The organism is Cyanobacterium stanieri LEGE 03274, assembly GCF_015207825.1.
GTDB lineage: Bacteria > Cyanobacteriota > Cyanobacteriia > Cyanobacteriales > Cyanobacteriaceae > Cyanobacterium > Cyanobacterium stanieri_B.
In genome coordinates this window covers 171,639-197,317 of record NZ_JADEWC010000001.1, presented here as the reverse complement: position 1 = coordinate 197,317, position 25,679 = coordinate 171,639, and the positions used below count along the sequence as shown (strand labels likewise).

Here is a 25,679-nt window from a genome sequence, read left to right as displayed (position 1 = left end):
GCATAATGGTTACACTACAAGAAAACCCCTTAAGAGCGGGTTTAAAACAAGCTAAAACTCCAGAGCCTCTTATTCTGACAATTTTCGGGGCTTCAGGAGACTTGACCCAAAGAAAATTAGTACCGGCCTTATATCAATTAAAAAAAGAGGGTAGATTACCTGGTGAAATGACCATTGTTGGAGTGGCGAGGCGGGAATGGAGTCATGACTATTTTCGTGAGCAGATGCGACAGGGCATTGAGGAATTTTCCGATGGCATCGCCAACGAGGAATTATGGAATGATTTTGCCGAAGGTTTATATTACTGCCCTGGTAATATGGATGAGCCTGAAAGTTATGATAAACTAAAAGGTTTTCTCGAAGAATTAGACGGCAAAAGAGGAACAAGGGGAAACAGAGTTTTTTATTTGGCAGTATCACCGCAATTTTTTCCCCCTGCCATCAAGCAACTAGGTGCCGCAGGGATGTTAAAAGATCCCCTCAAACATCGTTTAGTGATTGAAAAGCCCTTTGGGAAAGACTTAAGCAGTGCGCAAGTATTAAACAGCATTGTCCAGAAAGTCTGTCGAGAGGAACAAATATACCGCATTGATCATTATCTTGGTAAAGAAACGGTACAAAATTTGATGGTGTTTAGGTTTGCTAACGCCATTTTTGAGCCGTTATGGAATCGTAATTATGTGGATAACATTCAAATCACCGTAGCCGAAACCGTTGGGGTAGAAGAAAGGGCAGGTTATTATGAGTCAGCAGGGGCGCTGAGGGATATGGTGCAAAATCACCTCTTACAGTTGTTCTGTTTAACGGCCATGGAAGCCCCCAACGGTATTAATGCCGATAGCATTAGGGGAGAAAAGGTGAAGGTTTTACAATCTACCCGTTTGGCTGATATTAAAAATTTGGAAAAAAGTGCCATTCGGGGACAATACACCGCAGGATGGATGAAAGGGAAACCTGTGCCGGGTTATCGGGAAGAAAGTGGGGTTAACTCTGAATCCACTACCCCTACTTTTGTGGCACTAAAGTTGATGATCGATAATTGGCGTTGGCAGGGTGTGCCTTTTTATCTACGTACAGGAAAACGTTTGCCGAAAAAGGTTTCCGAGATTGCCATTCAGTTTAAAAATGTACCTTTAACGATTTTCCCTTCGGCGGCACAACAAACCAACCCCAATATTCTGGCATTGAGGATTCAACCTAATGAAGGAATTTCTCTACGGTTTGAGGCGAAGGTGCCGGGGGCTGAGTTACGTACCCGCACGGTGGATATGGATTTTAGTTATGGTTCTTCTTTTGGGGTAGCCACGGCAGATGCCTATCATCGTTTGTTATTGGATTGTATGTTAGGGGATCAAACTTTGTTTACCCGTGCCGATGAGGTGGAAGAGGCTTGGCGGATTGTTACCCCTGCCCTGACGGCTTGGGATGCTCCTTCTGCTCCTGATTCGGTGCCTTTTTATGAAGCTGGTACATGGCAACCTCCCGAGGCGGAATTTTTGCTTAACCGTGATGGCAGAAGATGGCGCCGTTTGTAAGAAAGGGGTGATCTATTTTTTTTCTTTGTTTATGATCAATTATTATTAGCAATTATTCATTATGACTACTACTCCTTTAGTTTCTTTACAAGCGCCTAAAGATGTTGATCTCGATTACATTGACCGTGAGTTAAGGCAAATTTGGCAAACTTATACGGGCAATAGTGAGGGATTGGCGGCCACTAGGGCTTCTACGTTCAGTTTTTTGGTATATGAGCCCGAGCCTACCCAGCCTCTTTTGGCGGCGTTGGGTTTTTATACTGGGCCTGTGGATGGTATCGCCGGGCCTCGTACTACTTCTGCTATCAAGGCGGCTCAAAAGGAATATGGTTTTGAGGTGACGGGGGTTTCTAGTGCTGATTTATTAGCTCGTTTACAGCAGGAATATGAGACTTTTGAGGAGGAGGGTAAGGTTAATTTACGGGATCAATCCATTCTCAAACAGTATTCTCCTGATGGGGAAGGGGCTGGAATGGCAGATGCGATCGCCTCTGTGAACCCCTGTAGAATTATTACTTTATGCCCTACCACGGGGGAAGATAGGGGGGTAAAAGCCCAAGTATCCGCCTACTGCCCTGTTAATAAGCGTTCTTCCAATAGCTTGATCTGTTGTGAGTATATCAACGTTACGGGGGTTTCTTCTGCCCTCGAGCGCATCGGGGGGGTAATTTCAGAGTTAATGATTCCTGAGTTGCCTAAATATGTCTGGTGGAAGGCCGGTATCGATACTGATTATAGTTTATTTCAACGGTTAAAGGCTGAGTGCGATCGGCTCATAATCGACTCTAGCACCTTTGTTGAACCCACCGCCGAATTAGAACGTATCGCCCAATTCCTCGCCCAAGATACCCCCATTATCGACCTCAACTGGGCTAGAATTGCCCCATGGCAGGAGCTAACCGCCGAAGCATTTGATCCCCCAGAGCGCCGTAGTGCCATTTGGGAAGTTGACCAAGTGGTAGTGGATTACGAAAAAGGTAATAAAACCCAAGCCCTGATGTATTTAGGTTGGTTAGCCAGTCGCCTAAATTGGCAACCCGTGGATTACAGCAACGAAACAGGGGATTATGACATCACCAAAATTAGGTTTCTTAGCCCCGAAGGAAAAGAAATTAATACCGAACTTGCCGGAGTGCCTTTGGCTGATTGGGGCGACATTCTAGGGGATTTAATCAGTCTCAAATTGAGTTCCACCAATCTTCAAGCCGATTGTTGTACGGTTTTATGCTCTAATACCACAGGTTGTATGCGCATGGAAGCAGGGGGAGGAGCCCAAGCCTGTCGTATTCAACAGGTAACATCTTTAGCAGATCAAGATACGGAACATCTTTTAAGTCAACAGCTACAAGCAGGGGGCAAAGATACTTTATATCGTGAAAGCATGGATGTTACTGCTCAAATTTTGGCTTTACGAAAATAAAGCATTGCTGATTTGAGATATGATTTCTCATGAAGTTAGGGAATAGGCAATGGGCAATAGTATTCATAGTTTGATTGATCATGCTATGAAATCTGCAACCTAAAACCGAAACCCCAACCATACTGACAACTATTATTCCCAACGGAGATTGATTTAGGTGGGCAATGCCCACCCCACTTGATGTTTTAAAATGACTCCTACTAAAAATTTAAAATTCGTAGATTTATTTGCAGGAATCGGTGGCTTTCATCAAGCCCTAAAATCTTATCAAGCTGATTGTATTTTTGCTTCGGAATGGGATAAATATTCCCAAGAAATATATTTAAAAAATCATGGTATTTTACCCAAGGGAGATATTACCAAAATACCTGAGTCTGCTATTCCTAGTCATGATCTTTTATGTGCTGGTTTTCCTTGTCAGGCCTTTAGTATTTCGGGAAAGCAGTTAGGTTTTAATGATACTAGAGGAAGTTTATTTTTTGATGTGGCTAGGATTGTACAGTATCACCAACCTAAATTTATTATCCTTGAAAATGTGAAAAACTTTGCCAGACATGATCATGGTAATACTTTAAATATAGTCGTTAATACTTTAGATGAAATTGGTTATAAGGTTTACTATAAAGTTTTAAATTCTTCTTATTTTGGAGTACCGCAAAAGAGAGAAAGAATTTATATAGTTGCTTTTAGAAAAGATTTAGAAGTTGATAATTTTATTTTTCCTAATGGTTATCATCAACCTGTAAAATTAATAGATTTTTGCTTGGATGATGAAGAAACCCAAGATTTTATTATTAATAGAAAAGATATAAACTTTAAAGAAAAGATAGATATAGTCCCAGATATTCTGGGTAATTATCCTCAAAAACCCATCAGAATTGGTACGGTAAATAAGGGAGGACAAGGGGAAAGAATTTATCATCAAAATGGTCATGCGATTACTCTTTCTGCTTATGGTGGTGGGGTAGGAGCAAAAACAGGTTTATATTTAATTAATGATAAAGTGAGAAAATTAGCCCCAAGAGAATGTGCCAGAATTATGGGTTTTCCTGATAGTTTTGTAGTTCATGAAAACAAAAATATTGCTTATAAACAATTTGGAAATAGTGTTGTTGTAAATGTAATTAAAGAAATTATTAATTATTTAATTAACTGAATTAGATAAGAATATTGGCTAAATAAATATCATAAAAATGGTATTTAAAATTAGTTATTACTGATAACTAATCCTCTGATTTTAATTGCCTCACCTTGTAACCAACAAACTCCCGAAATTTAAACAAATTAAAAGAATGCCCTAACTTAAGAGGTAAAAGAGAAACACCCTCAAGGCTAGATTGCACCCAACCATCACCCCAACACCATTCCTGATAACCATCAATAGCCCCACTCAGAATAAAACAAATACAATTATTTTCAATACATTTTACCTCGTGATTAATTTCCGCTAAACCAACATAGGCTTTAAACCGAGCCCCTTTAGTCAGTGAAGAAGATAACTGTTTATCTAACCCCAGAGGAAAAAACCACCTTTTAAGACTATCAACCTCTAAAATAGATTGACGAAGAATATTTTCTCCCGCCTCAATTTCAATACGTAATTGACTACTTTGGAACTTACCTAACATAAAATTACTCAGTAAAAAGAAAAATAAGATTACCTTTTATCTTGACATATTTTTCATAAGATATTGAAGGAATCATCAATCAAAAAACCTTTAAAATAGTCAACAACTATTAATGACTGAATGTGATTTCATTAACCCTAAAACCCTATTTTGATGACAACATCACCATACAAACGATGAAAACAATAACTAATATCAAAACCCAACTAATACTCATAACAAGCACCATTGCCCTTGTCAGCTTATGGCAAAATCCAGCCCTTGCCCATCATCCCTTAGACGGAAAAACCCCTAGTAATTTTTTTGAGGGCTTTATGTCTGGATTAGGACATCCTATCATAGGTTTAGATCATTTTGCCTTTATCATTGCGACTGGTTGCTTTGCCGCCTTACTATCCCTTGGTTTAATAATTCCCACAGGATTTATTGTTGCTTCCGTCATTGGCACAGGAATTCACCTTATGGGAGTTAACTTACCCTATGCAGAAACTATTATCGCTTTATCTGTGCTTCTTAGCGGAATTACTCTCGCCCTAGGGAAAAAACCCCAGCAACTATGGTTAATATCTTTTGCCCTAATGGCGGGTATTTTTCATGGTTATGCTTATGGAGAAGCTGTTATCGGCGCTACCATGACTCCTTTAATATCCTATCTCGTTGGTTTTTCTTTGATTCAATGGATTATTGCTTTTGTTTCCTACAAACTAATTTCTTTAACTAAATCGAATATTAACGAAAGCCCTAATAATTCTCTCAATCTAAGATTTGTTGGTTTTACTCTTTCGGGTATTGGTATTACTGTGGTTAGTAGTTTATTTATTTAATTTTTTCCACGTTTCCCACCCTCAATTTAAGACAAATAAAATCAGCTTAGTTTGCATCTTTTGATGAAGATGAAAAAAAAATTAAATTAACCTTGACAAAATATGGGTGGGATTCGCTATAATAATTTATGTGCGAAAGCGATGGGATGTCGCCAAGCGGTAAGGCAGCGGGTTTTGGTCTCGCCATTCCTAGGTTCGAATCCTAGCATCCCAGCTCACTGAAAGAACAAGGCTATTAATTTAGTCTTGTTTTTTTTTGCTTTTATGGTTAATGATTTTAGTGATACTGTCGAAAATTTCCTCTCCCATGAGTTACTGAGTGGAGATGATAAGGTTACTTATTGGTATGAGGGATATTGTCCAAAAACCAATCAACTTCTTAGGCTACCTCGCACCACATTGGCGGAGAAGATTGCTTATGAGTTAATGGATTATTTGAGGGAAGATGGTGGTTTTGATGGGGAGGGAAAAATGTATGGGATATTGTTATGTGAAGATAACTCAGGGCGATTGAAGGTTATTAAGGCTTTTTCTGGTTTATGGAAAGGTAGGGATAATATATCGGGATGGGTAAATCAAATTCCGGGGCGTAAAAAGTTTGCTATGGCGGAAAAAATTACTCTCGCAGAGTTAGACAGGATTAAGGGTGAAATTATTTTACTAGAGAGTCTGGCGGTAAGGGAGGAGTATCAACTTTTAGAGGGTAAATATAATCAAGATTACCAAAAATTAAGGGAAATTCATCGGGAGAGAAAAAGGTTAAGAAATAATAGAAGAAAATATTATCAAGAAAGTTTAGAGGATATTTTACTACAAGAAAAGCTAGAAAATTTAGCTCAAGAGAGCAGAAAAGATGATTGGGAAAGAAGAACTTTTAAGAAAAAATGGAATAATAAGTTAGCCTTTTTTAAAAAACAGATTTATGATGCTGATAAACAAATTCAAGAGTTAAAAAAGAAGCGTAAAAATCTTTCTCGTCAATTACAAAGTCAAATGCAGGGTGCTTATTGTTTGACTAATTTTGCTGGGGAAACTTTAAGTTTATCGGAGTTGGTAAATAAGTCTTTTATTCCGACTGGTACGGGAGATTGTTGCGCTCCTAAGTTGTTACATTATGCCGCGGTTAATAGTCTTAAGCCGATTGCTATGGCTGAGTTTTGGTGGGGCTTGTCTTCGCCTAATGGGGAAAAGATTTTGGGAAATTTTTATCCTGCTTGTGTGGAGCGCTGCCAACCTATTATGGGTTTTTTATTGTCAGGTTTGGATGGTAATACTATTAAAAATAATGATTATGACATGGAAATTATCTATGAAGATAGTTATTTTTTAGTGGTTAATAAACCTAGTGGTTTATTATCGGTGCCGGGGAGGGGCAGTGATAAGTTTGATAGTGTGGAATCTCGTTTGAAGGTGATGGGAAAAGGGGGGATTTTTTTTAGGGCTGTTCATCGTTTGGATCAGGATACTTCTGGTATATTAGTTATAGCTAAAAGTCTTGATTGTTATAAATATTTATCTCAACAGTTTGCCACTAGGAGGGTGAAGAAGGTATATGAGGCGCTGTTGGCTGGGGTAATTGTGGAAAGTGAAGGTAAGATTGATTTGCCTTTGTGGGCTAACCCTGATAGTCGCCCTTTACAGGAGGTTAGTTATCGGTTTGGTAAGGATGCTTTAACTGTTTTTAGGGTGATGGGCTGTGATGGTGTTAATACTCGGGTTGAGTTTTTGCCGATAACGGGGCGCACTCATCAGTTACGGGTGCATTCTTTGATGGGTTTGGGTTTTCCTATTAGGGGCGATCGCCTTTATGGCTTTATGGGAGATAATAGAGATAGACTCCATCTCCATGCCCGTGAGATTAGTTTTCATCATCCGAATACTGGGGAGAAGGTATTTTTTAATATCCCTTGCCCTTTTTAGGAGTAAAAGGAGTTTTCAGCGCACTTTAATTGTTTTCTGACACATCTATTGCTTAATGTATATTTCCCGATATGAAATTTTTGCCCTATAAAATTAGTCAAGAAAAAAAACCCCTTTTTATTTATTTACCCGGGATGGATGGTAGTGGAAGACTGTTGGAAAGTCAAAGGGCTTTATATCAAAATTTTGAGGTGCGTTGCTTACATTTTGCCCATGATAGGGCATCGGATTGGCATGGGTTAATTAAACCTTTAATAGAGTTATTAGAAAGAGAGGTTGATAAAGGTAATTATTCAGGGATATATCTCTGTGGGGAGTCTTTTGGGGCTTGTTTGGCATTAAAGTTAGTGGAGATGATTCCCCATTTGTTTGATAGGTTAATTTTAATTAATTCGGCTTCTAGTTTTTACCGTCGTAGTTGGTTAAATTTAGGTACTTTGATTACTTCTGTTATTCCTGAAACTATTTACTATGGAACTACTTTTATTTTATTTCCTTTTTTGGTTAAAATAAGTGCGATCGCACCTTTACAAAGACAAATCCTCCTCGATACTCTCCAATCCCTCCATCCACATACCGTATCCAATCGCATTCAATTACTTGATAAATTCCAACTTAATTTCCCCAAAATTAAACAATTTTCTAAACCAGTATTAATCATTGCCTCTCAAGAAGATAGCCTCTTACCCTCGGTGGAAGAAGCCCAAAGATTAAAACAATTTTTTAGTCAAAGTTTAATTAAAATTCTTCCCCATAGTGGCCATTGTTGTCTATTAGAAAAAAAGGTAAATTTACAAGAAATTATGCATAAATACTCATTTTTGCATTGATCAAAAAACATGTAAAGTTTTGTAAAACCTAATAGCATTAGAGGAAAAAGGTTGTTATATTATATATATGGAAGAAAAAAGTTCTTCCACCGTTAGACAAAACAACGATTAAAACCCATTGAAAAAGTGAGGTAACTTAACTGAATAAGATACGTTGTATTATTCGTCTTTCGAGTGCCGAAACAGCTTTTCGTTTTCTGTTTCATTTTTCCTAGAGTGCTACACCAGAGAGCAAGGGAACTGGATAAGTTAATTGAATGACTCATCTTCAGTGCAACTCTGTAAAATATCAATGTAGAGAAGGAAAACTATTAAACTTAGATAGTAAAAATAAGGAGGTTAAACAAGCTGTTTACGGTTAGTTCCATTTTCAAAGGTCGAAAAAAAATAGCAGTGGTCAAAACTACCGCTCTGATTTCCTAAAATGTATTGACGCAGGAAGCAAGGGAACTATTAATATATAATTATCTTAGTAGTGCAACTTCGAGCAGTATCAACAAGCATAGGAAGTGATTGAGTGAGTTAAATCCGGACTACTGTTATTTTTTTGTATAAAATTATGATTCAAGTTTCAGGAAAAGTAGAGTATAGAGTTATCGCCCTAGGGGCATGGGCTTTAGTCACCCAAGGGGGAAAAACCTACGAATTATATAACCCCCCCCAAGATTTAAAGCAAGATGGTATCACCGTAGAGGTGAAGGGAATTATTAGGGATGATGTGATGACTATTTCAATGATAGGGAAAATACTCGAGGTGCGATCGTTTACTATCAAATCTTAATTTGTTTCTCTGTTAAAAAATTTTAATGGTGTTGCTGATTTTAGATATAATTTTTACCAAAGTAGGTAATGATGAACCTATGCTCATCACTATATTTTTTTTGCTCAATAGTTAATTACATTTGAGGCAAAACGTCTTTTAAATCATAACCATCTTTTTTGGTTTGCCCAGAATCTTCCGCCACAAAACTATAATAGTCTTGTACTAACTGAGACATCAATCGTTGTTTAATGCGCATTAAAACTCCCCTTAACAAACCATTCCCCGTACTTTTAAGTAATGGTTTAGGAGTTAGCCACAATGGAGGAGGTAAATCGACTTTCACTTGTAAATCTACCTTCCCTGTGAGATAAACTTTTCCTTCCACTTCTTCAGGGGTTAATTTTCCTTTGAGATAAAGAGAAAAACGACGGTTAATATATTCTATACCCTTTATTTCACAGGATTCAGAATTAAGATAAACACAACCAGAAGCCCCTGCCCAGACTTTTAAGACTACGATGGGCTGAAAATGGTAGATGTCTAAAAAATTAAGAGGGTGCATTCTTAATTTATAGCAATCATCGGGCAAAGGAGTCATCAACTTCTCATCGGCAATGGCTTTTACAAGTCGTTGTGGTTGTCTTAGATAATGTTGAATGGGGGGGGATTTTTGTTCTACTTTTAATTTAACTTTCTCCGTTGCCTCAAAACAAATATTCATATTGTTAAACAATGATTGACTTCCTCCTTTAATTTTACTTTACATTTCTTAATATTTAGGTTCGGTATTCCCTCATCCTACATTGAAAAAGTCTTTTCTCAGTGGTATTTATTAGAAATTTGTAATATTGGTTTAGAGTTGAGGAATATTTTGTATCAACCCTTGGAATGTGAAAAAAATTATTTGCCCCAAACTTCGGCTAAGCGGCGATCGCGCCCACACCGACTACGATAAAATTTATAAAGTAGAGTATTAGTCTGGTAATAATTTTGATGATAGTCTTCAGCGGGATAAAACTCTGTGGCTGGGTTAATCTCGGTGTAGATATTGCTATTTAATTCTTGGGCAACCTTATCCTTAGAAGTCTCGGCAAGGCTCTTTTGTTGTTGGTTATGATAAAATACCGCAGTACGATATTGATTTCCTACATCGCAAAATTGCCTATTCTGGACGGTAGGATCGACATTGTGCCAAAATATGTCCAATAGTTGGTCATAACTAACTTTATCTGAGTCATATTCTATCTGTACTGACTCAGCGTGTCCAGTATTTCCCGCACTAACTTGTTTGTAAGTGGGGTTAGCAACTCTCCCTCCAGTGTAACCTGAGGTAGTGGAAATAACTCCGTCTAATTGGTCAAAGGGTTCTTCCATACACCAAAAACATCCTCCGGCAAAAGTTGCTTTGGTAATATTTTCGGCTTGTGCTACGGGGGCTAGGGTGAGCCAGAATAGAAGAATAATTAATAATAGCTTTTTCATCAAAAAATCAGGTTTCAGGTATAAATTTAAGGGCTAAACCGTTGTTACAGTAACGTTTGCCTGTGGGTGCAGGTCCATCATTGAAGACATGACCTTGATGGCCTCCACATCTTCGGCAGTGGTACTCGGTACGAGGTATGATTAGTTTAAAGTCTTTTTTTGTTTCTATGTTAAGGGCGATCGTATCATAAAAACTAGGCCAACCTGTACCGCTATCATACTTCATACTGGATTTAAACAAGGGTAATTCACATCCAGCACAAACAAAAGTGCCTTTGCGTTTTTCATCATTTAACTCACTAGAAAAAGGTCTTTCTGTACCTTCTTCCCTTAGTATATGGTATTGGGCAGGGGTTAATTTTTCTTGCCATTGGTTATCAGAAAGAGTAATTTTTTGTTGGTTATTACTATTACCCGCTGATTTTTGTTCGGGTTTGATTAATGCCATTAAAAAAGTGGGAGCAAAACTTACTTTTAAAATCGCACCTATACTTAAACCAAAAAATGTTTTACGATTCATAGCATATTATTATTTTACTATAGCTAAATCCTATGAGGATAACATGATTTTATCATAAAATTTTATCTCTTTAATATTTATTAAATAAACTAGCGAAATCTTAGTTGTAAATTTAATTTAAAATATAAATTACCATCATTTTCTAAAAACAATTTACCATAGCGATGTCTCGTAGTAGAAGGAGTATCAAAAACAATGTTTTGAAATAAATAATCTTCTAAAGAATGAAGATCAATGATATGAAAAGCTACTTGTTCTCCATCTTCTTTCACTATTATTGTACCATTCGACAAATATTTACCATCCCATTTTGTCCCAGCAAAAAAGCCTAATAAAATTCCCACTAAAAATCTTTTTACTTTGATTGCTAAAACTGGTAAATCATCACTTATATTTTCACATAATTTTTTATGATAAATAGATGCTAAATTTTTAGATAACATATTATTTCTTCCTACAAAAAATTCTAATAACATTTGAGCTATAATTTCAGGCATCATTGAATCAATTATTTTAAGATTGTAAGCCATGGTTTCTTTTTCCACTCGATGAAAACAAAAATTACCACCCAGTTCAATTATTTTACTAATACGAGATTTGAGGCTATTAATATCATTAATGCTATCTAAAGATTCAGTTGATAAATTGTTAACCTTAAAAATAAAATTAGTATTTCCAGAAGCATTTAATAACGTTGGTTTATTGCCTAAATAAGACTTAATACCAAATCCTTCATTAATTTTATAAAAGTTTTTTTTCCTTATATCCAAAACAATATCGGCTTTTTGATTGCTTGTACCTCCTTTAATAATAGAGATTCCTAACTTATTTTGTATTGCTATCATATCATCAATTTCAAATGTACCTTTATTCTGTTGAATCTGATGACTTAAATTTTGTAAAATATCTTTATTAATAAGTTCTTTTATATTAACTTGTCTCTTTTCCTTCGTTATTTTATTCTCTATAAAAACTGAATCAGTATCAGTCAATATTATATCTTGATCTAGATTTAGGGTAGATACTTTAGAGACAGAAAAGTAGTTTTGCGTATCATTTAAATCTTTATCTGATAAGTTAATTTGTTTATCATTAATAATTTTAAAAAAGGAATATATTTCAGTCCATTCTCCCTTATTTTTTGTTTTTTTCATATATAAATTTTGTAATGCAATAACCTTTAAGTGATCTAATAAACTTTTACCGCATTCCCTAATAGCATCAACCGCTACACTATTTCCTAGCTGTTTCATAGCTTCTTTTTTTGATACAGGAAATTCAAAACTATCAGGAAATCCTTGCATTTTTTTCCCTTGCTCAGGCATCAACTGTTTTATTTGGCCATCAACTAAATAAGAGTCCCAATTTCTTCTATCATTAATATTAGAACCTCGTCCTCCTACCCTTAAAGTAAAACCAATTTCCCTTGAACATTTTCCGCCCCAAACATCTGACATATTGAATTTTAATGGTTTAGTTGGGGGGAAATTAAATCCTTTTAAAAATCCTTCATCTCTAAAACCAATAATAAAAGTTCTAGGTCTTAATTGTGGTAATCCATAATCCGATGCTTTAACTATTTGATAATAAAAACTATAGTTTAATTCTTCTTCTAAAATTTGTCTAATAATTTTAAATGTTTTACCTTTATCATGACTTATTAAACCTCTAACATTTTCTAAAAAAAATGCTTTTGGTTTTTTAATTTCTAAAATATCAACTATATTAAAAAAAAGATTTCCTCGTTCTGATTTATGATTATCATTAAATCCTCTTTTATATCCTGCTTGGCTAAATGGTTGGCAAGGAAATCCTGCACACAATATGTCAAAATCAGGAATTTCATCTGGAGATATTGTTCTAATATCATCATTAAACATTCCGTGCTCAAATAATTCTGGATTCAGGGAATAGAAGTTATGTTGATAGGTTTTTCGGGCATGAATGTCAATTTCGGATGCAAAAACACATTTTCCCCCCAAGGCGTGGAAGGCTAGATGAAATCCTCCTATCCCTGCAAATAAATCAATAAATTTGAATTGTGCCAATTTATTATTAACTGATGTTACGAAATTGTATTTTTAGCTCTTATATTTATTGCGTTTAAAACCTAACACCTAAACCCCCTAATATTTTTGTTATGCGCCCTCTCTTAGTTTATCTAAGACGCTACGATCTTCTAAAGTAGAGGTATCCCCAGCAATTTCTTGTCCAGAAGCAAGACTGCGCAACAGACGACGCATAATTTTACCTGATCTGGTTTTGGGCATCCCATCAGTAAATCTGATTTCAGCAGGACGGGCGATCGCACCGATTTCCTGTACCACATGGGCTTTAAGCTGATTAGCCAAATCGTCATGGGGTTCAAAACCCCCCTCAAGGGTAACAAAAGCGCATATATCCTCACCCTTCACCTCATCAGGCTTACCAACCACCGCAGCTTCAGCCACCGCAGGATGAGAAACAAGGGCAGATTCTACTTCCATAGTACCAAGACGATGACCCGAAACATTAATCACATCATCCACACGACCCATTACCCAAAAATAGCCATCCTCATCCCTTCTCGCCCCATCTCCAGCAAAATAGAGGTAATTTCCGTCTTTAGGGGCAATATGCTCCCAATAGGTATTGCGGAAGCGATCAGGATCACCATATACCGTCCTCATCATTCCAGGCCAAGGATGTTTCACCACCAAATAACCCCCCTGATTATCCGCCACGGGATTACCATCCAAATCCACCACATCCGCCATAATACCAGGAAAAGGATGGGTAGCCGAACCAGGTTTAGTGGGAGTTGCCCCAGGTAGCGCCGTAATCATCACCCCTCCCGTTTCCGTTTGCCACCAAGTATCCACAATAGGACATTTTTCCTTACCGATTACCTTGTGATACCACATCCAGGCTTCAGGGTTGATGGGTTCGCCTACTGTACCCAAAAGACGAAGAGAAGATAAATCCCGTGCATTGGGGTGATGTTCTCCCATTTTAATAAAAGCACGGATGGCCGTGGGAGCAGTATAAAAGATATTTACCCCATATTTTTCCACCACATCCCAGAAACAACCTAAATTAGAAGGTCGTGGCACTCCCTCATACATTACCGTAGTAGCACCATTGGATAAAGGCCCATAAACGATATAACTATGTCCTGTAATCCAGCCCACATCAGCGGTACACCAGTAAACATCATCATCCTTGAGGTCAAAAATCCATTTGCTGGTAATGTGAGCATAAAGGTTATATCCCCCCGTGGTGTGGACTACCCCTTTGGGTTTACCCGTACTACCACTGGTATAGAGAACAAATAACATATCCTCACTGTCCATGGGCTCGGCGGGACAATGGGCGCTAACCCCTGCCTGTAAGTCATGCCACCAATGATCGCGCCCTGCTTCCATATGGACTTTTTCTTTGGTGCGTTCTACCACTAAAACGTTATCTACGGTAGGGGCTTTATTGTCTTCGAGGGCTAAATCAACCTGTGGTTTGAGGGCGATGGTTTTATCTTTGCGGAAACCACCGTCGGCGGTAATGACTAATTTTGCCTCGGCTGCGTTGAGTCTATCCCGCAGAGCTTCGGCACTAAATCCGCCAAACACGACGCTATGGACGGCCCCAATTCTGGCACAGGCTAACATGGCGATCGCACTTTCAGGAATCATAGGCATATAAATGGCTACCCGATCGCCTTTTTTAACCCCCAATTGCTTAATCACATTAGCCATTTGGCACACCTCACGATGTAACTGAGCATAGGTAAGGGTACGACTATCCCCAGGCTCACCTTCCCAGATAATGGCGGCTTTATTGCGTCTCCAAGTGGTGAGATGACGATCTAAACAGTTATGGGAAATATTGATTTTGCCATTAACAAACCATTTCGCAAAAGGAGGATTACTCCAATCCAATACCTGATCCCATTTTTCAAACCATTCTAGTTCTGATTCTGCCAACTCGCCCCAAAACTCTGAGGGGTTTTCCGAGGCTTTTTGATATAATTCCTGATATTTTTCCCAACTGCGGATATGTGCTTTACTCGCAAACTCTGGGGAGGGTTTAAAAGTTCTTTTTTCTTTTAAAATTGATTCTATTGTAGGTTGTGACATAGATAATATGATTTTTAAAATCGTCTCAACCCTTTACTGTACAATATTTCTAGGTTATTAATTATTAAATTTTGTTGATCAATGTCTAAAAAGGAATAAATTACAGTATAAAACATTGAAAAAAACATGAATAATTTTATATATCTTCGTAAATATCAGTTACTTCACAGGTAAAATTAATGCTATTTAATCTGAAGTTTTCTCCTTCGGAAAAAGAAGTCAATTCCCAAGCATTATTATCTTTTTTCGTAAATAAATCTAATCTTTTTTTTGTTTGGGAAATAAGTAAATATTCTTGTAAAGTTTCAATGGAACGATAATCAGCAAATTTATCTCCTCGATCAAAAGATTCTGTACTATCTGATAAAACTTCAATAATAATTTGTGGTTGTTTTTTGTAATAATTTAAGCTCTTATCTTCTTCACTGCAGGTAACAATCACATCAGGATAATAAAACACATTCAAGTGATCAATTTTAACTTTCATATCCGAAATATAAACTCGACAATTGCTTCTTCTTAAATGACTTTTTAATAAAAAAAAGATATTTCCTGCAATGGTTACATGATTTGAACTTGCACCTGCCATTTCATATACTTCCCCATTAATGTATTCTCGTTTTACTAAACTTTTTTGCTCGTCTTTTAGATATTGTTCCGAGGATAATTTATCAGTCAATGGTTGAGTAGCAATCATATTTTGACTAAGAATAATTTATTTTATTCATTATTATAGAACCATAGAAAAAAGAGTGTCAAAGCACAAAAAAAGGGCGATCGCCCTGCGTCCTACAAAAAACGCAAAAAGATCACCCAAAATATAAACAAAAATATTAATTAATAAGCATCCTGAAGCTCATAAAAATCAGGAGAAATATAATCTTTGCGTAAAGGCCAACCCACCCAATCTTCATTCATCAAAATACGCTTAAGATTAGGATGACCCTCATAAATAATGCCATACATATCATAACTTTCGCGCTCCTGCCAATCAGCCGCCTTCCAAATCCAATATACCGAAGGAACTTTGGGCTCTTCACGATTCAAGAAAACCTTAATTCTCACCTCTTGGGGAGTATCAGCATTATCACCAACCCTAATTAGATGATAAAAACTCACCAACTCCTTACCCGGGCCCAAATCATAAGCCCCCTGGCACTGAAGATAATTAAAACCATAGGCATACAAAGCCGTACAAATAGGCAATAAATACTCAGGCTCAACCTGTATTAACTCAATACCAGAATGATCTTTTTCCAAAGATTGGTGATCAAAACCATTTTCCGTTAACCACTTAGAAGTTTCTCCTGCCTCAACAATTTCAGTTGCTTCAGTGGTTTCTACATTTTCTTGATTTTCTTCAGTCACTATTTTAAGCCTCCTCTTTTTCTTTATTGGTTTCTAATGCAGGATTAACAGGCATACCCATGGCTGCCGCCAACTCTGCAGGGGGATTTTTCAAAGAATCATTACGAAGATATTTCCCGTCTAAAATAGGATCAACTATCTTGAGGTTATGGGTTGTACTATAGTAGCGGTTAGTTTGTTTTTGTACTGTACCCCTTTCTTGGATAGATTCATTGGCCACTTTCTTCCTTAACTTGATGATGGCATCAAAAATTGCCTCAGGGCGAGGAGGGCAACCAGGAATATAAACATCCACAGGGATTAATTTATCAACTCCCCGCACGGCGGTAGTAGAATCACTGCTGAACATTCCCCCAGTAATGGTACAAGCGCCCATGGCAATGACATATTTAGGCTCAGGCATTTCTTCATATAACCGAACCAAAGCAGGAGCCATCTTCATGGTAATGGTACCTGCAGTGATGATCAAATCCGCTTGACGAGGGCTAGAACGGGGTACTAAACCAAATCTATCGAAGTCGAATCGAGAACCGATAAGCGCTGCAAATTCAATGAAGCAACAGGCCGTACCATAAAGCATAGGCCATAGACTAGATAATCTTGCCCAGTTGTGCAAATCATCAACGGTGGTTAAGATAACATTTTCTGATAAATCTTGAGTTACCTGACTTCTGGCAATGGGATTGAGGATTTTATCTTTGGCATTTTGTTCCAAAGTGGCTAAATCAGGGGTTGAATTGTTCATAATAATTTTAATTTAATAGCTGTCTTTGCTTCTCTCTCAATTTTAACTGTCAATTGTCCACTGTTAATTGTCAATTGATTTAAGACCATTCTAAAGCACCTTTACGCCAAGCATAGACAAGGGCAACCACAAGAATAGCTATAAAAATAAGGGCTTCCACAAAAGCGAGTAATCCGAGGGTATTAAAAGCGACAGCCCAAGGATAGAGGAAAACTGTTTCTACATCAAAGACCACAAACACTAAGGCAAACATATAATAACGGATGTTGAATTGAATCCAAGCTCCGCCCACAGGTTCCATCCCTGATTCGTAGGTGGTGCGTCTTTCAGGGCCTCCCGTTCTAGGTCTAAGTAATTTTGAAGCAGTTAGGGCTAGAATGGGTACTAAACTACTAACAAGTAAAAATCCGAGAAAGTATTCGTAACCGTTAAGAACAAACATGAGTTAAGTTAAACTAAATTTTGCTTTAAAATAAGGGTAATTAAATGTCAAGTCATATCTTGATACATTATAGGGTGTTTGTGTTAGAATCATGCGCAGTTATTTTTGATGTTATTTATAGACAATAGTTATTGATGGCTATTGCGTACCCTTCCCTATTGAAAACCTGTCCTATACTTACTAAATAAATCACAGTGTCATCTACTACTTTTAAGTTAAAAACTCAACCGCCAAAACCTAATCAAGTGGGAAATTTTGTATTAGGTGTTACCAAAGTTGCAGGGGGAACTTTCCTTGGTTTAACTTTGTTGACAACTTCTGTGGTGGCAGGAGGTTTAGCAGGATTGGCGATCAGTTTTCGTAATCTTCCCGATGTGAGGGTTTTACGGAGTCATGTTCCCGCTCAAACCAGTTATGTATATGATATTAAAGGGGTATTGTTGGCTAGTTTTCATTCTGAGGAGCATCGACAAACGGTGGAGTTAGATGAGATTTCCCCTGAGTTAAAACGAGCTGTTCTTGCTTTTGAGGATAGTAATTTTTATTATCATGATGGTATTAATCCCACTAGTGTGGCAAGGGCGATCGTGGTTAACTATCAGAGTGGAGGGGTGGTAGAAGGAGCATCAACTTTAACCATGCAATTGGCCAAAAATATGTTCCTATCCCATCAAAGGAGCTATACTCGGAAGTTGGCCGAAGCCATTTTAGCGTTGCGCATTGAACAGGTTTTTACAAAGGATGAAATCCTTGATATGTATCTCAATAATATCTATTGGGGTCATAATAATTATGGGGTACAAACTGCGGCTAAAAGTTATTTTAATAAACCCGCTTCAGATTTAAATTTGGCTGAGTCAGCGATGATGGCGGGAATTATCCAAGCCCCGGAGGCTTTTAGTCCTTTTATTAATTATGAAATTGCCAAGAGAAGACAAGCATTAGTTCTTAATCGCATGGCTGATTTAGGTTGGATTACCCAAGAAGAAGCCGAAGCGGCTAAGGTTGAGCCTTTAGGGGTGGGCAAACCCCAAGCATGGCAAAGAAGCCGACTTCCTTTTGTTACTGATGCGGTGAGGGAAGAAGTTATTAATCGATTTGGTAGTGATATGTTGATTAAGGGGGGTTTAAATGTGCAAACTACCCTTGATTATAATATGCAAATTCGGGCGGAGGAGTTGGTTAGAAATGCCCATCAAAATTTGCGTCGTTCGGGAGTTAGGGCGGATCAAATGGCGCTAGTGGCGATCGATCCTCGTACCCATTTTGTAAAAGCTGTGGTGGGAGGCATCGATTATGAAACCAGTCAATTTAACCGAGTATTAGATTCTCGTCGTCAACCCGGTTCGGCTTTCAAACCCTTCGTATTCTATACCGCTTTTGCCACAGGAAAATATAGTCCTGCCAGTAGTGTAGCTAACTATTCCCGTGGTTATCGGGATGGTTCGGGAATTTATCGTCCCCAAAACTATGGCGGTGACATGGGGGGAGGCGATGTGAGTATTAACCACGCCTTGACAGTATCTCTTAATATTCCTGCAGTGGTGGTAGGTCAGGAAATAGGTCTTGATAGTGTTATTGATGTTACTCGTACCTTAGGCATTGAAAGTCCTTTACAACCTGTTATATCTCTTCCTCTAGGCCCTATTGGTATAACACCGATGGAAATGGCGAGTGCCTATGCTACTTTTGCCAGTAATGGTTGGCAATCGGAGACTACTATGATTTTACAAGTGACAGATAGTGATGGTAATACCATTATCGATAATACTCCTAAACCTAAATTAGTCTTAGATGAATGGTCAACTGCATCATTAACAACAGTGTTACAAAATGTATTGCGTCCAGGGGGAACTGCCCCTGCTGCCAATATAGGTAGGCCTGCGGCGGGTAAGACGGGAACTACCAGCGGAGAGCGTGATGTTTGGTTTGTGGGTTATGTACCTCAGTTGTCAGTGGCGGTATGGATTGGCAATGATGACTTTAATCAAACCTTAGGAAGAGGGGTAACAGGGGGTGGCACTGCCGCTCCTGTGTGGCGACAGTTTATGAATATGGCATTGGAAAATGAACCAGTGTTACCCTTTCCTGCGGCTTCTCAATTTGAACGTCCTGAAGCAAAATAAAAACGGGTGTTAGGTTATTTACTGAATAGTTTTCTAGCTTTATTTTTTAGGGTTTGCCAATAATTTTTTTTATGGATTGTGTTAGTTGCCATGGGGAGAGGTTTTTCTTCTCCTAGATAGCGATAATGTTGCCATAACTCATAATAATTCCCCCCAGGGTGCAAGGGAACTCCCGCCCAGTGTAAATAGCGTAATGGCTTACCGTTGTCATAGAGTTTATGATCTTTTTCGATGAAATGCTTTGAACCAGCCCAGTTACCTGGTTCATCATCGGTAATTTGTGTTAAGTTTAATCTTTTCTTTACTTGGGTTAATATCAAATAGTTAATAATGGGTTGGTCGGATGTTTTTTGGGTGAAGTCAAAATATTGCAAATTTTGAGAACATTCTTTAAAAATTTTATATAAAGTTTCTTCGGAGATAATCTTCTTTTTAGAACCCCAAAAACCACAATTGAAGATATCTTTTAGTTGTTCAGATGTAAAAATATTGTTGTCAATTACTTGTTGACTAAAAACATTTTGAATTCCTTTTTTGCCTTGGTAATCACAAGCAATAAAATCATAGTCTTGAAGATAATCTAAGCATTGAATAATTTTATCAAAAACAATAATGTCAGTGTCAATATATAGAAATTCATCATATTCACCAAACCAACAGGCTTGTTTTCTAAATTGATTAGGACGGGCAAAAAAATTCTCTCCAAAAATGCTATGTAAATTATTAGATAATTTATCAATAAAGTCCAAATCAGGATATAAAGTAACCTTATATTTTTTAGATAATATATTAAATACTTGATGATAATTATCATCATAGGGAATTAAAGTAATTGGAACGTCTTTGTCATATAATCTAATACTATTTAGTAAGGTAATACAGTTATCTAAAACTTTATCATTAGCTATTATATATATTCCTTTCATATTATTTATATTTAAAAAATTATTTCCTATTAGTAGTTATTATAGTGGCTTTATTTATAGATATAAATTAAATTTTTAAAGATTTTGTTTATGTTTTTTTACTTTCAATGTTCTTAATATAAAGTTGTTGCTTGAATTGTGTAGAGATAGTCAAGTTAGCTGTTGTGTCTGATACAAAAAAACCTCCTGTTAGGAGGTCAAAAATAATTTAATTAACTGGCAATATATTCTTGGATTACTTCTTTGCGCTTTCTTAGTTTAGTGAGAGCTTCTCTTTCGATTTGTCTGACTCTTTCGCGGGAGATGCTGAGAATGTCACCAATTTTGGAGAGGGTGAGGGGTTTTCCGTCTTCTAAGCCGTAACGTAATCTAATTACGTCTTGCTGTTGCTGGGTTAATTCGGACATCATTTTCTTGAGGTCGAATTGTAAACAAGAATAGTCGGTGAAGTCTTCTGGGGATTGTCCTTTGTCTTCTAATAGTTCTCCTAATTCGGTGTCGTTGTTGTCTCCTACTTTAAGATCTAGGGAGAGGGGTTGACGGGCTTTACCAAGGTATTCTCTAACTTGTTCGGTGCTTAATTCTAAGGCTTCGGCTAGTTCTGCAATGGTGGCAGGGCGACCTTTTTCTTCGGATAGTTTTCTTTGGGTTTGACGAATTTTATTTAATTTTTCGGTAATATGTAAAGGTAAGCGAATAGCTCGGCTTTTCTCGGCGATCGCCCTTGTAATAGCTTGACGAATCCACCAATAAGCATAGGTAGAGAAACGATAACCTTTGGTGGGGTCAAATTTTTCTACGCCCCGCTGCATGCCGATAGTACCTTCTTGGATAAGATCAAGAAGATCTAAATTGCGTTTGAGATATTTTTTGGCGATGGATACGACTAAACGCAGATTTGCTTCTACCATGCGACGCTTGGCTTTTTCACCCTGGGTGATTTTAATTTGTAAATTTTTTTCGGAAATTTTGGCAGCCTTTGCCCATTCTTCCAAAGTGGGTTCTTGATCGAGTTTTTTAGCAAGGGTTTCTTTCTTTTTTTCGAGGGAAACTAGCTCTTGAATATGTTTAGCATAAATAATCTCTTCCTCTTGGGTTAATAGAGGAATTCGACCAATTTCTTTCAAATAAACACGGATTGTATCAATATTCTTGGGTAAAGGTTGCATAAGACAATAATTATCTATACTAGATTAGTTAATAAGATCTAGGGAATTAAAATTATACATAATAGTGCGTAAATCTCGGTCATTTTTTTGAGTTTTTCGCATAACAAACTCGCCTTTTACTATTACTAACCTTGTCTTTCTTGGATTAGTTACGGCATAATAGTAAAGTTGACCACTAATCAATCATAAGGCATAAGGGAAAGTTTTGTAAAACTTTTTTTTAAAATTACCTACAACTTATGTTTCATAAGGGTTACAAGTTTTTTTCTGATTTTCAACCATGGAGCTATGAATCAGTTTGACCAAAAAATGATCTCAGAGTGCTTAGAGTTAGCCAAAAAAGCACTGGGAAGAACCTCCCCTAATCCGTTGGTGGGTGCAGTGGTGGTTAAAAATGGTCAAATTGTGGGCAGGGGCTTCCATCCTCGGGCGGGATTACCCCATGCTGAAGTTTTTGCCCTAAAGCAGGCTGGAGAGGAGGCTAGGGGGGCGACAATTTATGTCAACCTTGAGCCCTGTAATCATCATGGTAAAACTCCCCCTTGTACGGAGGCGATTATTAAGGCAGGAATTAGTCAAGTTGTGGTGGGAATGGTGGATCCTGATGAAAGGGTTGCGGGTGGTGGTATTAAGCGTCTGGTGGCCGCTGGAATAGATGTTAAGGTGGGGGTGGAGGAGGAAGCCTGTCGGCAGTTGAATGAGGCTTTTATTCATCGTGTTATTTATAAACGCCCTTTTGGTATTTTAAAGTATGCGATGACGGTTGATGGTAAGATTGCGACGGCAACGGGCGATAGTAAGTGGATTACGGGGCAAAAGTCACGGGATTATGTTCATTTTTTGCGTTCTGGGTGTGATGCGGTGGTAGTGGGGGGAAATACGGTAAGAAAAGATAATCCCCGTTTAACTACCCATGGGATGAGTAGCCATAATCCTTTGCGGGTGGTAATGTCCAAGGGTTTTGATTTACCTATGGATTGTCATTTGTGGGATACTACCATGGCGCCTACGGTGGTTTTTACTCTCCTTCAAGATGTTGATTCTCCTCTTAAGACTTATTTGTTATCTCGGGGGGTGGAGGTTTTGGAGTATGAAAATCTTTCTCCTACGGTGGTGATGGATAGTTTATATGAGCGTGGTTTTAATTCTGTTTTCTGGGAATGTGGTGGTAATTTGGGGGCAAGGGCGATCGCCTCTGGTATGATACAAAAGGTATTAGGGTTTATCGCCCCAAAAATAATCGGTGGGCAAGGGGGTTTTAATCCTGTGGGAGATTTAGATATTAATGCGATGCAAGATGCTTTAAAGTTACATAATGTTAGTTTACAAAGATTTGATGATGATTTTTTGATCGAAGGATATATTAAACAATGGACAATGGACAATGGACAATGAACAATTATTCTTTTTTTATTCTCTCATTTCAACTTGGTATTACTTAATCATGGTATGAAACATAATTGAATGATACTAGATAGAAATTCTGAGTTCAAATATTATAACCATTGTCTGTTCCCCGTTCCCTGTTCCCTTAAATGATATAATTAATGTTGCCTTTGACCATATTTACGATTAAGGGCGATCGATTAATAAAGCAATTTAATATAAGATTAATGGATATAAATACCTTTATAGAGAAAACTGCAGGAAGTTGGTTTTCTCAGCGCACCACCTACAACATAAATAAAGAAGCCGTCGATAATAGTAAAGCCAACTTAGACATTAACTTATTAGACAAAGATAGCAACCAAGCAAAAGTTATTTGTCAAGAAAATAATCTTAAAACAGAAGATAACATGACCATAATTACCTCAGAATGGGATAACTCTCCCGACTGGGGAAAACCAAAAAAAAGCGGTAACAGTACCATGATTATTAACTATCAAAAAGATGACTTAAAAAATGGTAAAATTTGGCGTCTATTACCTAATCAAAAATTATTAGAAGGTAATTTCACCATAGCCGAAGATGACTCTTTAACCTTTACAATTAAAGAAGATACTCACTCCATCGAAGAAAGAATTTGGTTTGCCAATGATAATCTACGTTTAAGAAACACCGTTATCAAAAGTAAAAATCAAGTAATTGAAACTTCTTTTTATTCAGAAATTAAAAAAATAAAAGTCGAAAATAAAGCATAAATTTTGATACAAATAAAATCAATAAAAATACTCTATATGTAGAAAAAAAGGTGGGAAAATCCCACCTATAATCATCTTTAAAAAAATAGTTAAAAAGCAATAATAAATGATGTTTAGTCATCATTAAAATCTAAAAGTAATTCTCCGACAATAGCTTGTAACTCCGCCTTATCAGGATTGAATAAACTTACCTTTCCAGAAGATGTTTGCTCACCAATCAAAAGAATGGGGGCAAGGGGAGTACAAATATCATATTTTTGTTCTAAGCTATAAAAACTAGCTAAAAACTGTAATTCCTCCACCTCTAACCCTTCTTCCTCATCATCTAATTCTAAACGAATGATGTTATCATCTTCTTCTGGGGGTAAATCTCCACTGGCGGTAAGACTAATACCGGAGCGTTTGAGGGATAAATTCAATTCCCCTAACACAGCTTTAGCATCATCAAAAATAGCATCGATTTCATCATCATCCTCGACAATGACAGTTTCGGTATAATCAGGATCATCCTCATCAACCACATCATCAGTTAAGATAACAATGGTGTTATCAACGGGCATTAGTAACAGATACTTGTTACCTTGATAATTAATTTCGTTTTCAACATAACATTCAAGAAACTTTCCTTGCTCATCATTAATGATGACAATTTCTTTGTCGTCATATTGCCCAAATTGGGAAGGAGACATAATTAGTTTTACTGGGATTTTGATTGATTTTTATTGGTATTATAAAGAATATCATGGTTTGTTAATCTTGTCTCTATTGATGCTTTAATATCTAAAACCTTCGGAAATATTTTAAACTCGAAAATTAGTTAATCTTTGTTGTAATTAATGATGGTGTTGTGAATGATTTTTTTTAAGTAGAGTTATAATTTCATAATTTCTAACACTGCTAAATTAATGGTTAATATTGGTAATTCTTATTAGTAGGTGGTAAAAGTTTTTTATGTCAATCAAAATATTATTGGTAGAAGATGAGAAGCAGTTGGCAGATAGTCTTGCCCATGTTTTAGAAAAGGAGGGTTATAAGGTTGATGTTGCTTATGATGGTAAACAAGGATGGGATTTGACGGTAGAAAATTGTTTTGATCTTTTAATTCTTGATTGGATGTTACCCTATAAAACGGGTTTGAGTATTTGTGAATGTTTACGGGGTTTAAAAAATTGTGCTGATGATAAAAGATTACCTAAGACGGAGATTGACACTCCTGTATTATTTTTAACGGCGAAGGATACTTTAGATGATAGGGTGAAGGGATTGGATGCGGGGGCGGATGATTATTTGATAAAACCGTTTGAGTTGAGAGAATTACTGGCTAGGGTAAGGGCTTTGTTGAGGAGGGGTAGTCAAAGGGTTGATTATGCTGGGGAGGAGGAGAAAAAGATATTGAAAATGGATGATTTAGAGTTGGATGTTAGTAGTCAGGTTGCTTATCGTCAGGGAAGATTACTTAAACTTTCTGATAAGGAGATTAGGTTATTGGAATTTTTTTTACTAAATTCTAATCAGTTAGTTACTCAAGAACAAATATATCATCATTTATGGTCTGAGGCACAAGCGCCTAGTAGTAATGTGGTGGCGGCGGTGATTAGATTATTGCGTCGAAAGATTGAAAGTGGAGGGGAAAAACCTCTTATTCATACTATCTATGGAAAAGGATATTGGTTCGGAGTTCAAGAAAATCTGAAAGGGGTGTAAAATATAATGATGATTATAAATAAC

The 25,679-nt window shown here is 37.2% G+C and carries 24 protein-coding genes and 1 tRNA gene; 12 read left to right on the top strand and 13 right to left on the bottom strand.

The window, feature by feature from the left end; genetic code table 11:
* Positions 1-5: 5 nt before the first annotated feature.
* The 3 genes from zwf (at position 6) to IQ215_RS00885 (ending at position 4,111) form a co-directional block, all read left to right on the top strand.
* Positions 6-1,535: a glucose-6-phosphate dehydrogenase gene (zwf, locus tag IQ215_RS00895; protein ID WP_193799435.1), complete on the top strand. Its 1,530-nt coding sequence runs from the start codon at positions 6-8 to the stop codon at positions 1,533-1,535.
* Positions 1,536-1,596: 61 nt separating this feature from the next.
* On the top strand, positions 1,597-2,955 hold the full coding sequence (opcA, locus tag IQ215_RS00890; RefSeq protein WP_193799434.1) for a glucose-6-phosphate dehydrogenase assembly protein OpcA: 1,359 nt from the start codon (positions 1,597-1,599) through the stop codon (positions 2,953-2,955).
* Between the two features lie 190 nt (positions 2,956-3,145).
* A complete protein-coding gene (locus IQ215_RS00885) occupies positions 3,146-4,111 on the top strand; it encodes a DNA cytosine methyltransferase (RefSeq protein WP_193799433.1) in 966 nt (321 codons plus the stop codon).
* A 67-nt stretch (positions 4,112-4,178) separates the two neighbouring features.
* Here the strand turns inward: IQ215_RS00885 and IQ215_RS00880 are convergent, their stop codons facing one another.
* Positions 4,179-4,583 (bottom strand): hypothetical protein, encoded by a 405-nt coding sequence (locus tag IQ215_RS00880; protein ID WP_193799432.1) that lies wholly within the window; start codon positions 4,581-4,583, stop codon positions 4,179-4,181.
* Positions 4,584-4,759: 176 nt separating this feature from the next.
* Here IQ215_RS00880 and IQ215_RS00875 point away from each other — a divergent pair, with 176 nt between their 5' ends.
* The 5 genes from IQ215_RS00875 (at position 4,760) to IQ215_RS00855 (ending at position 8,938) form a co-directional block, all read left to right on the top strand.
* Positions 4,760-5,407, top strand: coding sequence for a HupE/UreJ family protein (locus tag IQ215_RS00875; RefSeq protein WP_193799431.1), 648 nt, complete (start codon positions 4,760-4,762; stop codon positions 5,405-5,407).
* A gap of 142 nt (positions 5,408-5,549) precedes the next feature.
* Positions 5,550-5,621 (top strand) — tRNA-Gln (locus IQ215_RS00870).
* A 50-nt stretch (positions 5,622-5,671) separates the two neighbouring features.
* Positions 5,672-7,327: an RluA family pseudouridine synthase gene (locus IQ215_RS00865; protein WP_193799430.1), complete on the top strand. Its 1,656-nt coding sequence runs from the start codon at positions 5,672-5,674 to the stop codon at positions 7,325-7,327.
* A 71-nt stretch (positions 7,328-7,398) separates the two neighbouring features.
* Positions 7,399-8,157 (top strand): alpha/beta fold hydrolase, encoded by a 759-nt coding sequence (locus IQ215_RS00860; RefSeq protein ID WP_193799429.1) that lies wholly within the window; start codon positions 7,399-7,401, stop codon positions 8,155-8,157.
* Between the two features lie 559 nt (positions 8,158-8,716).
* A complete protein-coding gene (locus IQ215_RS00855; protein ID WP_193799428.1) occupies positions 8,717-8,938 on the top strand; it encodes a hypothetical protein in 222 nt (73 codons plus the stop codon).
* A gap of 115 nt (positions 8,939-9,053) precedes the next feature.
* Here IQ215_RS00855 and IQ215_RS00850 read toward each other — a convergent pair whose 3' ends face one another.
* The 9 genes from IQ215_RS00850 to ndhC form a co-directional block, all read right to left on the bottom strand.
* Positions 9,054-9,641, bottom strand: a complete 588-nt coding sequence (locus IQ215_RS00850; protein WP_193799427.1) for a DUF1997 domain-containing protein — start codon at positions 9,639-9,641, stop codon at positions 9,054-9,056.
* A 179-nt stretch (positions 9,642-9,820) separates the two neighbouring features.
* Entirely contained in the window at positions 9,821-10,402 is a 582-nt protein-coding gene (msrA, locus tag IQ215_RS00845; protein WP_193799426.1) for a peptide-methionine (S)-S-oxide reductase MsrA, read from the bottom strand.
* 7 nt (positions 10,403-10,409) lie between these two features.
* Positions 10,410-10,922 (bottom strand): peptide-methionine (R)-S-oxide reductase MsrB, encoded by a 513-nt coding sequence (gene msrB, locus IQ215_RS00840; RefSeq protein WP_193799425.1) that lies wholly within the window; start codon positions 10,920-10,922, stop codon positions 10,410-10,412.
* 89 nt (positions 10,923-11,011) lie between these two features.
* A complete protein-coding gene (locus IQ215_RS00835; protein ID WP_193799424.1) occupies positions 11,012-12,970 on the bottom strand; it encodes an HpaII family restriction endonuclease in 1,959 nt (652 codons plus the stop codon).
* 90 nt (positions 12,971-13,060) lie between these two features.
* Positions 13,061-15,034, bottom strand: a complete 1,974-nt coding sequence (gene acs, locus IQ215_RS00830) for an acetate--CoA ligase (protein WP_193799423.1) — start codon at positions 15,032-15,034, stop codon at positions 13,061-13,063.
* 136 nt (positions 15,035-15,170) lie between these two features.
* Positions 15,171-15,731, bottom strand: coding sequence for a Uma2 family endonuclease (locus IQ215_RS00825; RefSeq protein ID WP_193799422.1), 561 nt, complete (start codon positions 15,729-15,731; stop codon positions 15,171-15,173).
* 140 nt (positions 15,732-15,871) lie between these two features.
* Positions 15,872-16,405, bottom strand: a complete 534-nt coding sequence (locus IQ215_RS00820) for an NAD(P)H-quinone oxidoreductase subunit J (protein WP_347239009.1) — start codon at positions 16,403-16,405, stop codon at positions 15,872-15,874.
* Between the two features lies 1 nt (position 16,406).
* Entirely contained in the window at positions 16,407-17,147 is a 741-nt protein-coding gene (gene ndhK, locus IQ215_RS00815; RefSeq protein WP_193799420.1) for a photosynthetic/respiratory NAD(P)H-quinone oxidoreductase subunit K, read from the bottom strand.
* A gap of 79 nt (positions 17,148-17,226) precedes the next feature.
* A complete protein-coding gene (gene ndhC / locus IQ215_RS00810) occupies positions 17,227-17,589 on the bottom strand; it encodes a photosynthetic/respiratory NAD(P)H-quinone oxidoreductase subunit C (RefSeq protein WP_193799419.1) in 363 nt (120 codons plus the stop codon).
* Between the two features lie 194 nt (positions 17,590-17,783).
* On the opposite strand from ndhC, the gene IQ215_RS00805 reads away from it, so the two are divergent.
* Positions 17,784-19,715: a PBP1A family penicillin-binding protein gene (locus IQ215_RS00805; protein ID WP_193799418.1), complete on the top strand. Its 1,932-nt coding sequence runs from the start codon at positions 17,784-17,786 to the stop codon at positions 19,713-19,715.
* 14 nt (positions 19,716-19,729) lie between these two features.
* Here the strand turns inward: IQ215_RS00805 and IQ215_RS00800 are convergent, their stop codons facing one another.
* Together IQ215_RS00800 and IQ215_RS00795 are read right to left on the bottom strand one after the other, a co-directional pair.
* Positions 19,730-20,641: an Npun_R2821/Npun_R2822 family protein gene (locus IQ215_RS00800; protein ID WP_193799417.1), complete on the bottom strand. Its 912-nt coding sequence runs from the start codon at positions 20,639-20,641 to the stop codon at positions 19,730-19,732.
* Positions 20,642-20,853: 212 nt separating this feature from the next.
* Positions 20,854-21,810 (bottom strand): RNA polymerase sigma factor, RpoD/SigA family, encoded by a 957-nt coding sequence (locus tag IQ215_RS00795; RefSeq protein ID WP_193799416.1) that lies wholly within the window; start codon positions 21,808-21,810, stop codon positions 20,854-20,856.
* Between the two features lie 288 nt (positions 21,811-22,098).
* Here IQ215_RS00795 and ribD point away from each other — a divergent pair, with 288 nt between their 5' ends.
* Positions 22,099-23,205 (top strand): bifunctional diaminohydroxyphosphoribosylaminopyrimidine deaminase/5-amino-6-(5-phosphoribosylamino)uracil reductase RibD, encoded by a 1,107-nt coding sequence (gene ribD, locus IQ215_RS00790; protein ID WP_193799415.1) that lies wholly within the window; start codon positions 22,099-22,101, stop codon positions 23,203-23,205.
* A 218-nt stretch (positions 23,206-23,423) separates the two neighbouring features.
* Complete coding sequence (locus tag IQ215_RS00785) at positions 23,424-23,951, top strand: phycobiliprotein lyase (protein WP_193799462.1); 528 nt, start codon at positions 23,424-23,426, stop codon at positions 23,949-23,951.
* Positions 23,952-24,064: 113 nt separating this feature from the next.
* Here the strand turns inward: IQ215_RS00785 and IQ215_RS00780 are convergent, their stop codons facing one another.
* Positions 24,065-24,640 (bottom strand): DUF3727 domain-containing protein, encoded by a 576-nt coding sequence (locus tag IQ215_RS00780; protein ID WP_193799414.1) that lies wholly within the window; start codon positions 24,638-24,640, stop codon positions 24,065-24,067.
* A gap of 268 nt (positions 24,641-24,908) precedes the next feature.
* Here IQ215_RS00780 and IQ215_RS00775 point away from each other — a divergent pair, with 268 nt between their 5' ends.
* Positions 24,909-25,655: a response regulator gene (locus IQ215_RS00775; RefSeq protein WP_193799461.1), complete on the top strand. Its 747-nt coding sequence runs from the start codon at positions 24,909-24,911 to the stop codon at positions 25,653-25,655.
* The last annotated feature ends 24 nt before the right edge of the window (positions 25,656-25,679 follow it).